Source organism: Methylobacterium sp. E-046 (assembly GCF_022829625.1).
GTDB lineage: Bacteria > Pseudomonadota > Alphaproteobacteria > Rhizobiales > Beijerinckiaceae > Methylobacterium > Methylobacterium longum.
In genome coordinates this window covers 90,920-100,487 of sequence record NZ_JAKSYP010000288.1, presented here as the reverse complement: position 1 = coordinate 100,487, position 9,568 = coordinate 90,920, and the positions used below count along the sequence as shown (strand labels likewise).

Genomic DNA, 9,568 nt, shown 5'->3' with positions numbered 1-9,568 from the left:
GTCCGACACCCGCCCCAGCGTCGCCTGGAAGGTCGAGGCCTGCGCATCCACAAGCCGGGCGAACTGCTTGGGCATGCTCTCCCGCGAGGCCGGCCACAGGCGCGTGCCCGTCCCACCACACAAAATCATCGGGTGAATGAGGGCAGAAGAGCGGGACATGCGGGTGTCTCCCGAGAGGGCTCGGCGGGTCTGCGGTGTCGCGCGGCGTGCACCGCCCCATAAGAGGGCAGAGTACCGCCGGCCAACGGATTTGCGAGACTGGCCTTAACGTCCGGTCGGGCACAGAACAACCTGCGCAAATTATCCGTGCTCGATTGGACTGGCCGTGTACAGGAGGCTTATTATCTCTCGCTACGCATGAGTTCATCGATTCAGAAAAATCCGTCCCCGGGCGCCCTGGCGCAGGGTCCTCGTCGGCTGCCCTCGGTCGAGCGCCTGGTGGCCGGCGCCGACGGGGACGATCTGGCCGTCTATGGGCGGACGGCCTTCACCGACGCCATCCGGACCGTGCTCGCGGGGCTCCGGGCCGCGGGTGGTCGGGTGCCGGACGACGCCGAGATCCGTGCCGCAGCGGTCGGACTGCTGGTCGCCGAGCGACGGCGGTCCCTCCGGCCGGTCTTCAACCTCACCGGCACGGTCCTGCACACCAATCTCGGTCGTGCCCTGTTGCCCCGGTCGGCCGCCGAGGCGGTGGCGGCCGTGATGGTGCAGGCGAGCAACCTCGAATACGATCTCGCGACCGGCGCCCGGGGCGAGCGCGACGATCACGTCGAAGCCCTGATCTGCCGCCTGACGGGCGCCGAGGCTGCGGTCGTCGTGAACAACAACGCGGCCGCCGTCCTGCTGGTTCTGAACGCACTCGCCATGCGCAAGGAAGTAGTGGTCTCCCGGGGCGAACTGGTGGAGATCGGCGGATCCTTCCGGATCCCGGACGTGATGGTGCGGGCCGGCTGCCGGCTGCGCGAGGTCGGCACCACCAACCGCACGCACCTGCGCGACTTCGCGGACGCGATCGGGCCGCGCACCGGCCTCGTCATGAAGGTTCATCCGAGCAACTACGCCATCGCGGGCTTCACGGCCGCCGCCGATCCGGCCGCCCTGCACGCCCTGTGCCGCGAGCGCGGCGTGCCGCTGGCGGACGACCTCGGCAGCGGCAGCCTCGTGGACCTCGCCGCCTACGGCTTGCCGCCCGAGCCGACGATCCGGGCCGCCCTGGAGCGGGCCGACGTCGTCACCTTCAGCGGCGACAAGCTCCTCGGCGCCGTGCAGTGCGGCATCGTGGCCGGCCGGACGGACCTGATCGCCCGGATCCGCAGGAACCCGCTGAAGCGGGCCCTCCGGGTCGACAAGATGACCTACGCCGCGCTCGAAGCGGTGCTGCGCCTGTACCTCCACCCCGAACGGCTGGCCGAGGAGCTGCCGACGCTCCGGCTGCTGACCCGCGACCGGGCGGCGATCGCGGCGCGCGCGCGGTGCCTCGCCCCCGCGGTGGCTGAACGGCTGTCGGGATGGGCTACGGTCTCGGTGGCCGAGTGCATCAGCCAGATCGGCTCCGGGGCCCTTCCGGTGGAGACCCTGCCCAGCGCCGCCCTGGTCCTCACGCCGGATCCGGCCGGCGGCGAGCCGCGCCGCGGCGCGGGGGGGCGCTGCAAGCGCCTGGCCGAGCGCCTGCGCACCCTGCCGGTACCGGTGATCGGGCGCATCAGCGACGATGCCGTCGTGCTGGATCTCCGGACGTTGGAGGACGAGGCCGGCCTGCTCGACAGCCTGGCGGCGCTCCCGCCACGGGGGCAGGGGGGATGAACCGCTCGGATTTGTCAGAAAACCTGTTGCCGCGCCGGACCTTGTGCGCCGACCGCGCGTGTTGTGGTATACGGACTGACCCGCGGTCGCGGTCGAGAGTAGCGGTGCCCGGACCGCGATAGGCGAGCGATATGGTGCCCAAGGTCGAGACGATGGAGGCGGAGCGCGAGGTCGATCCGCTCCTTCTGGACAACCAGCTATGCTACGCGCTCTACGCAGCCGCGCACCGGATGACCAAATCCTATCGGCCGTTCCTTGAGCGGCTGGGACTGACCTATCCGCAATACCTCGTCCTCCTGGTGCTCTGGGAGCAGGACGGTGTCACGGTCTCCGAGATCGGTCGCCGGCTGCGCCTCGATTCCGGCACGCTGACGCCGGTTCTGAAGCGGCTGGAGAATTCCGGCTTTCTGCGCCGCACCCGCCGTCAGTCCGACGAGCGCGAGGTGGAGATCGCCCTGACGCCGCAGGGCGCGGCGCTGCGCTCCGAAGCCGTGTCGGTCCGCGAGAGCGTGATGTGCCAGCTCGAACTCAGCGAGCCGGAGATCCGTGCCCTGCGCAAGGATCTCAGCCTCGTCATCGATCGGCTGAGCGTGAACGAGTGAGGGCGGCGTATCCCGGAAGGGGGCTGCCGCGGAACTAAGGTGTCTGCCGAAGTCCGGGGCGGGTGCCGATCGCCGCACCCGCCCCGGGATCTGGCGCAGGACTGCGCCGCGCGAGCGGCTCGGCAACACGCCTCTTTCGCAAGCCCGGCCGATGCTCAGACCGGCCGGGCCATCGAACGTGAATCAGCCGCGGTCGTCGGCACCCTCGCCGGCATCGGCCAGCGCCATGCCGACCTCGAGACCCAGATCGTCGAGGTTGAACGCCTCGCGCTCGGTGACGGACTCGCCGCGGGCCTGACGCTCGGCCTCCTCGGGGCTGCGGGCGACGTTGACGGTGATCTCGACCTCGACCTCGGGGTGCAGCACCACCGGGACCTTGTGGAGGCCCAGCGTCTTGATCGGCTGGTTCAGGGTGAACTGGCCGCGATCCACCGTGAAGCCCTCCTTGGCGACGACCTCGGCGAGGTCGCGGGTCGAGACGGAGCCGTAGAGGACCCCGGTCTCGCCCGACTGGCGGATCAGGACGAAGCTCTGACCGTTCAGCTTCTCGGCGACGGCCTCGGCCTCCTTCTTGCGGTCGAGGTTGCGGGCCTCGAGCTGGGCGCGCTGGCCCTCGAAGTGCTTCTTGTTGGCTTCCGTCGCGCGCAGGGCCTTGCCGCGGGCGAGCAGGAAGTTGCGGGCGAAGCCCGGGCGGACGTTCACGGTCTCGCCCATCTGGCCGAGCTTGGCCACGCGCTCGAGCAGGATCACTTCCATGGACTTTCTCCTTCAGGTGTTTGGCCTCAGGGGCCGGGGTCTCACGGCGCCGGACTGTCCTTGGGACGTCGGCGGTCGAGGGCGGTGTCGGCGAGGCCGAACACGGTGAGGGCGACCAGGGCGATGCCCTGGGTCACGAACAGGATCAGGTACATGCCGAACAGCATGAGCCCACGCCCCGGGCGACCGCGGGAGCGGTCGTGGAAGGCGGCGAGGCCCTGGAGCGCGAAGGCGGCGCTGAAGGCGCCGACCAGCGCCACCCCGAACACCCCGACATAGCCGGGGGCGAAGCACATCAGGATCGCGGCCGCCAGGGTCGCCAGCGTCGTGCGCGGCATGGCGGTCGACGGAAGATCGGGCCAGGGCCGGGGGAGGCGGCCGGAGATCCTCACGATCCGGGCCGAGGCCCAGAGGTAGAAGGTCAGAAGCAGCGCCAGACCGTTGGCCGCGAAGGCCGGTACGACCCGCGCCAGGGCATCGGCCATCTCGGTGCGCGTGACGTCCGCGGCGTCCGAGTCCGGCGCGCCCTTCGGCTCCGGCGCGGTCTCCTGGGAGTCGGCCGCCTCGGCTTCGCGGGTCCGGCCGGCGTCGGGGCGGGTCGCCGGCATCCGCGTCTGGACCAGAGTCTGGGCGAGCCCGCGCAGCTGCGCGTCGAAGGCCGCGTGGTTCGGCGAGGACAGGACCGCGATGGCGATGAAGGCGAGAGCGGCCGTCGCGGCGATCCAGCCGAGCAGGCGCCCCGTCGGATACCACTCCAGGCCGGCCGGAGTTTCGCGCCCGAGGAGCGTGAGATAGGCGAGCCACCACGCGGGCAGGGCGATGTAGGCGCCGAAGGCGAGGCCCATGAAGGGCGCGATCACCAGGACGAGCACGAGGCTGCCGGTGGCGGCCGCAGCCAGCGCGGCCTTGTGGCTCCAGCCGAGCCCCACGATCAGGATCGGCAGCGGGGCCACGAGGTAGAGCAGGATCGCCAGCGGGGTCGCCTTCAGAAGCACTCCGAACAGGAGTGCCGAGACGAGGCCCGCGCCGATACCGATGCCGATATGCTGTGCCATGGGTTCCGCTGTCCCGCTGCCGCTCCGGCAGGGTTAGAGGCGGCTTCCCGCCCCAACGATCAGGCGACCTCGGCCGCCCTCTGCGAGGGCCGGCCCGGGCTGATGCCGGACCGGCGGGTTTGCGTGTCTTACTTGATCACGTACGGCAGCAGGCCGAGGAAGCGGGCGCGCTTGATCGCCTGGGCGAGCTCGCGCTGCTTCTTGGCCGACACCGCGGTGATCCGCGACGGCACGATCTTGCCGCGCTCGGACACGTAGCGGGACAGGAGCTTGACGTCCTTGTAGTCGATCTTCGGCGCGTTCGCGCCGGAGAACGGGCAAGTCTTGCGACGACGGAAGAAGGGACGGCGTCCGCCGCCTGCACCAGCACCGAAAGCCATGGATCAGCCCTCCCCGCCGAAGCTGCGCTCGCCGCGGTCACCACGATCGCCGCGGTCACCCCGGTCGCCACCGAAGCCGCCGCCACCGCCGAAGCCCTCGTCGTCACGACGACGGCCGCGCTCGCGGTCCTTGCGGTCGTCACGGTCGCGCTTCTGCATCATGGCGGACGGCTCGGAATCGAGCTCCTCGACCCGGATGGTCATGAAACGCAGCACGTCCTCGGAGATCTGCATCTGGCGCTCCATCTCGGTGATGGCGGCCGGCGGCGCATCGATGTTGAGGAGCGCGAAATGCGCCTTGCGGTTTTTCTTGATCCGGTAGGCGAGGGACTTCACACCCCACATCTCGATCTTTTCGAGACGGCCACCGTTCTGCTCGATCACACCCTTGTAGGTGTCGATCATCGTCTCGACCTGCTGGGACGTCACGTCCTGGCGAGCCAAGAGCACATGCTCGTAGAGAGGCATTGTCGGGCCTTTCAGCGTCAAAAGGAGCCCGACCGCCGGGAGGCGGCTGATTCGGGCCGGTTCATCTCGCGCAACGCTCGGCGCCAAGCCCTTCGAGCCGATTTTCAGGCCCGAGCGGTTGATCGAAGGCGGAGACACCGGACGACGGGATCCGCGAGGAGCCCTGTGCCGCAAGCGGCACCGTCCGTTCAGCCCCCGGCCGGAGCGAACGCGAGGGGCGGCGCATAGTCGGTTTTTTCCGGCCTGACAAGTCGGCGACGCGGTTGTGGACCGGCGCCGCTGGCGCGGCCCGTCCGTGCCCTGGATCCTCGATCGGGTTTCGCGCGGGGTTCCCGGACGCTCCGCCTCGCCCGGGCAAAGCGGCGCCGGATGAACCACCAGCCCTTCTCCGCGCCTTGGGAAAGCCGATGGCAGGTGATCGGGGACCCGGCACAGGCCGTGGGGTCGCGTGGCCCGCCGCGTGTCGGCCGCGTCTTGCCGCAGGACGGGAACGCCAGCATATCGCAGCCGTGAGCCCGGCACGCGGTAGGCCCCCGACCCTCCGCGCAACTCTGCCGGATCCGCCGGCACGGGATGGACGAACGGATGACCTCCGAAAAGCTGCGCCTCGGCGTCAACATCGACCACGTCGCCACCGTCCGCAACGCCCGCGGCGGCGACTATCCCGATCCGGTGCGGGCCGCGCTGCGCGCCGTCGAGGCAGGTGCCGACGGCATCACCGCGCATCTGCGGGAGGACCGGCGCCACATCCGCGACGCCGACATCGCGAAGCTCAAGCGGGGTCTCTCCGTGCCCCTGAATTTCGAGATGGCGGCGACCGACGAGATGGTGGCGATCGCGCTCGCCACCCGCCCTCACGCGGCCTGTCTCGTCCCGGAGAAGCGCGAGGAGCGCACCACCGAGGGCGGCCTCGACATCATCGGAGGGCGCGACCATCTGGCCCCGCGCGTCGGGGCTCTGGCGGAGGCGGGGATCCGCGTCTCGCTGTTCGTCGAGCCTGAGCCGACGGTGATGGAGGCGGCCCGGGCGCTGGGGGCGCCGGTGGTGGAACTCCATACCGGCAGCTATTGCGAGGCGGCGCTCAGGGACGATTCCGAGCGCACGGCCTACGAACTTACCCGCATCCGGCGCGCGGCCGAGCACGGGGCCGGACTCGGCCTCGAGATCCATGCCGGCCACGGGCTCACCCTCGGCAGCGTCGGCCCGGTCGCGGCGCTCCCGCAGATCCGCGAGTTGAATATCGGCCATTCGCTGATCGCCGACGCCATCTTCGTCGGCCTTGAACAGGCGGTGCGGGACATGCGGTCCGCGATTGATCGGGCGCGGCGCCCATGATCATCGGGATCGGATCGGATCTCTGCGATATCCGACGCATCGCGCGGACCCTGGAGCGGCACGGCGACCGCTTCACCCACCGGGTGTTCACCGACGGGGAGCGGGCGCGCTGCGACCGCCGGGCCGCCCGCGCGGAGGGCTATGCGAGGCGCTTCGCCGCCAAGGAGGCCTGCGCCAAGGCCCTGGGCACCGGCCTCAGCGGCGGCGTCTTCTGGCGCGACATGGAGGTGGTGAACCTCCCCTCCGGCCAGCCGACACTTCGGCTCGCCGGTGGCGCGGCCGAGCGGCTCGCGGCGTTGATGCCCGAAGGACATGCGGCGCGTCTGCACGTGAGCCTCACCGACGATCCGCCCATGGCCCAGGCCTTCGTGGTCATCGAGGCGCTGCCGGCGGCCGGTGCCGGTTGAAGACGGGTCTCGCGGATTAGACGGCCGGTCTCGCGCGTTGCGGGGGGCTCGCGCATGGTCTAGACCGCCGCGCACAGCGGACACGATTGCGGCGCATTCCTCGGGCCAACCGCACATCGAAGCCGCGCAAGCCGCGCGCGGCGGGCCCCCCCGCTGGCGGCAGGCGACGGAACCTCAACCGAAGACGGAACGCGCGCGTGGATTACGACGGCAAGCCGCTCAGGAAACCCGCCGAGACCGGCACCTGGGCCAGCATCCGCGAGACGCTGAAGGTCGGCATCCAGGCGCTCCTGATCGCCCTGGTGGTGCGGACGCTGCTGTTCCAGCCGTTCAACATCCCCTCCGGCTCGCTGGTCCCAACCTTGCTGATCGGCGATTACCTGTTCGTTTCAAAATATTCCTACGGCTATTCGAAATACTCGCTTCCCCTCTCCGAATACATTCCGATCCAGGCTGAGGGCCGGGTCTGGGGCGCGGAGCCGAAGCGCGGCGACATCGCGGTGTTCAAGCTGCCCAAGGACAACGCGACCGACTACATAAAGCGGGTGATCGGCCTGCCGGGCGACAAGATCCAGATGATCGACGGCGTGCTCAACATCAACGGCAAGGCGGTCAAGCGCGAACGGATCGCCGATTACGAGACCACCGATCCCTACGGACAGGCCACCAAGGTTCCGCAATACACGGAAACCCTGCCCAACGGCGTGGTCCACCGGGTGATCGAGCGCGACGGCGACAACGGCTTCTGGGACAAGACCGAGCTTTATACGGTCCCGCCCGGTCACTTTTTCATGATGGGCGATAACCGCGACAACTCCACCGATTCGCGCGACCTCGCCAGCGTCGGCTACGTTCCCTTCGCCAACTTGGTCGGGCGCGCCGAGATGATCTTCTTCTCCATCGACGAGGGCACCCCGGCGTGGCAGGTCTGGAACTGGCCGGCCCACGTGCGCTGGTCGCGCCTGTTCTCGACAATCCATTGACCGGACCGGACTTGGACGACGCTGCCCAGCCCCGCACTTCCGCCCGGGGGCGACGCGCCCACAAGCCACGTCCGCCGCTGGGCGCGCTGGAGGAGCGGATCGGGCACCGGTTCGACGATCAGGATTTGCTGACCCGCGCGCTGACCCATACCAGCAAGGCCAGCGGCCGGGGGGGCAGCTACCAGCGCCTCGAATTTCTCGGCGACCGCGTTCTCGGCCTGGCGGTGGCGGACCGGCTCTACGGCGCATTTCCGGACGCCGACGAGGGTGATCTCTCCCGACGGCTCGCCGCACTGGTCCGGCGCGAGACCTGCGCGGTCGTGGCCGCCGCCTGGGAGGTCGGGCCGCACCTCATCCTCGGTCAGGGCGAGGTGATGGGCGGCGGCCGGCGCAACCAGACGATCCTGGCCGACGTCTGCGAGGCGATCCTGGGCGCCATCTACCTCGATGCCGGTTTCGATGCCGCGCGGGCGGTGGTCGAGGCGCATTTCCGGCCGGGCGAGCCGAACGCGGCACCGCGGGGCCGCGACGCCAAGTCCGCCCTTCAGGAATGGGCTATGGGCCGCAGCTTGCCGATCCCTACCTATGAGGTGGTGGAGCGCACCGGTCCCGACCACGCGCCCCGGTTCCGGATCGCCGTGCTGGTGGAGGGGCTCGAGCCCGGCCACGGGGACGGCACGTCGAAGCGAATTGCCGAACAGGCCGCCGCCCAGGCGCTGTTGGAGCGGGAGGGCATTGGGGCCTCGCCGGAGGTGGGGTCCACGGAGACAGCATGAACGCGCACGAGCAGGACAAGCAGGACGGGCACGAGCAGGACGGCCCCGACGATGCGCTGACCTCCGAGGCGGCGCGCGACCCATCGGCGCTTCCGGGCACGCCCGCCGACGCCAGGGCGGGCTTCGTCGCGCTGATCGGCGTGCCGAACGCCGGCAAGTCGACCCTCCTGAACAGCCTCGTGGGCACGAAGGTCTCGATCGTCTCCCGCAAGGTTCAGACGACCCGGGCGCTGGTGCGGGGAATCCTCATCGAGGGCTCGGCCCAGGTGATCCTGGTCGACACGCCCGGCATCTTTGCGCCCAAGCGCCGCCTCGACCGGGCGATGGTGCACTCCGCCTGGAGCGGCGCCGCCGACGCCGACGCGGTCTGCCTGCTGGTGGATGCGCGCAAGGGCATCGATCAGGAGGTAGAGGCGGTCCTCGGGCGGCTCGGCGAGGTGAAGCGCGAGAAGATGCTGATCCTCAACAAGATCGATCTGATCCCACGGGAGCGGCTGCTCGATCTCGCCGCCAAGCTCAACGCCGTCTCGCCCTTCGCCGAGACCTTCATGATCTCGGCTCTGAAGGGCGATGGCGTGGCGGACCTGCGGCGGGCTCTCGCGGCCCGGATGCCGCCGGGACCCTGGCTCTACCCGGAGGATCAGGTCTCGGACGCGCCCCTGCGCATGCTGGCGGCCGAGATCACCCGCGAGAAGATCTACGACCGGCTGCACGAGGAACTGCCCTACCGCTCCACGGTGGAGACCGACCAGTGGCAGATCCGGCCCGACGGGTCGGTGCGGATCGAGCAGACGATCTTCGTCGAGCGGGAGAGCCAGCGCTCGATCGTCCTCGGCAAGGGCGGCCAGACCATCAAGGCGATCGGGCAGGCGGCCCGGGTCGAGATCGCCGAGGCGGCCGACGCCAGGGTCCACCTGTTCCTGCACGTGAAAGTGCGGGAGAACTGGGCCGACGATCCGGCCCGCTACCGCGAGATGGGCCTGGAATTTCCCCGCGGCTGACT

The 9,568-nt window shown here is 70.0% G+C and carries 12 protein-coding genes; 7 read left to right on the top strand and 5 right to left on the bottom strand.

The genetic code is table 11. The features are described from left to right. A partial coding sequence (locus MKK82_RS31660) for a sugar phosphate nucleotidyltransferase (RefSeq protein ID WP_243987944.1) occupies positions 1-159 on the bottom strand: 159 nt, incomplete at its 3' end. A gap of 198 nt (positions 160-357) precedes the next feature. Here MKK82_RS31660 and selA point away from each other — a divergent pair. After that, positions 358-1,803: an L-seryl-tRNA(Sec) selenium transferase gene (gene selA, locus MKK82_RS31655; RefSeq protein WP_243987942.1), complete on the top strand. Its 1,446-nt coding sequence runs from the start codon at positions 358-360 to the stop codon at positions 1,801-1,803. Positions 1,804-1,934: 131 nt separating this feature from the next. After that, entirely contained in the window at positions 1,935-2,405 is a 471-nt protein-coding gene (locus MKK82_RS31650; RefSeq protein ID WP_238290289.1) for a MarR family winged helix-turn-helix transcriptional regulator, read from the top strand. 183 nt (positions 2,406-2,588) lie between these two features. Here the strand turns inward: MKK82_RS31650 and rplI are convergent, their stop codons facing one another. The 4 genes from rplI to rpsF all read right to left on the bottom strand — a co-directional run bounded on the left by rplI (position 2,589) and on the right by rpsF (position 5,064). After that, positions 2,589-3,161 (bottom strand): 50S ribosomal protein L9, encoded by a 573-nt coding sequence (rplI, locus tag MKK82_RS31645; RefSeq protein ID WP_238290290.1) that lies wholly within the window; start codon positions 3,159-3,161, stop codon positions 2,589-2,591. Positions 3,162-3,202: 41 nt separating this feature from the next. Then, on the bottom strand, positions 3,203-4,216 hold the full coding sequence (locus MKK82_RS31640) for a DUF2232 domain-containing protein (RefSeq protein WP_238290291.1): 1,014 nt from the start codon (positions 4,214-4,216) through the stop codon (positions 3,203-3,205). 128 nt (positions 4,217-4,344) lie between these two features. Then, the gene (gene rpsR / locus MKK82_RS31635) at positions 4,345-4,596 is read right to left on the bottom strand and encodes a 30S ribosomal protein S18 (RefSeq protein ID WP_007561044.1); all 252 of its coding nucleotides are present in this window, start codon (positions 4,594-4,596) and stop codon (positions 4,345-4,347) included. Positions 4,597-4,599: 3 nt separating this feature from the next. Beyond that, positions 4,600-5,064 carry a 30S ribosomal protein S6 gene (gene rpsF / locus MKK82_RS31630; protein WP_238290375.1) on the bottom strand — a complete coding sequence of 155 codons (465 nt, stop codon included), beginning with the start codon at positions 5,062-5,064 and terminating at the stop codon, positions 4,600-4,602. 585 nt (positions 5,065-5,649) lie between these two features. Between rpsF and MKK82_RS31625 the strand changes: the two genes are divergently transcribed. From MKK82_RS31625 to era, 5 genes are all read left to right on the top strand, one after another. After that, positions 5,650-6,399, top strand: coding sequence for a pyridoxine 5'-phosphate synthase (locus MKK82_RS31625; RefSeq protein WP_238290292.1), 750 nt, complete (start codon positions 5,650-5,652; stop codon positions 6,397-6,399). Continuing rightward, complete coding sequence (acpS, locus tag MKK82_RS31620) at positions 6,396-6,806, top strand: holo-ACP synthase (RefSeq protein WP_238290293.1); 411 nt, start codon at positions 6,396-6,398, stop codon at positions 6,804-6,806. The genes MKK82_RS31625 and acpS overlap by 4 nt, the downstream gene beginning before the upstream one ends. 197 nt (positions 6,807-7,003) lie before the next feature. Continuing rightward, positions 7,004-7,789 (top strand): signal peptidase I, encoded by a 786-nt coding sequence (gene lepB / locus MKK82_RS31615; protein ID WP_238290294.1) that lies wholly within the window; start codon positions 7,004-7,006, stop codon positions 7,787-7,789. Then, positions 7,786-8,565 (top strand): ribonuclease III, encoded by a 780-nt coding sequence (gene rnc / locus MKK82_RS31610; RefSeq protein WP_238290376.1) that lies wholly within the window; start codon positions 7,786-7,788, stop codon positions 8,563-8,565. Before lepB ends, rnc begins: the two co-directional genes overlap by 4 nt. Then, complete coding sequence (gene era / locus MKK82_RS31605; RefSeq protein ID WP_243987941.1) at positions 8,562-9,566, top strand: GTPase Era; 1,005 nt, start codon at positions 8,562-8,564, stop codon at positions 9,564-9,566. The genes rnc and era overlap by 4 nt, the downstream gene beginning before the upstream one ends. The last annotated feature ends 2 nt before the right edge of the window (positions 9,567-9,568 follow it).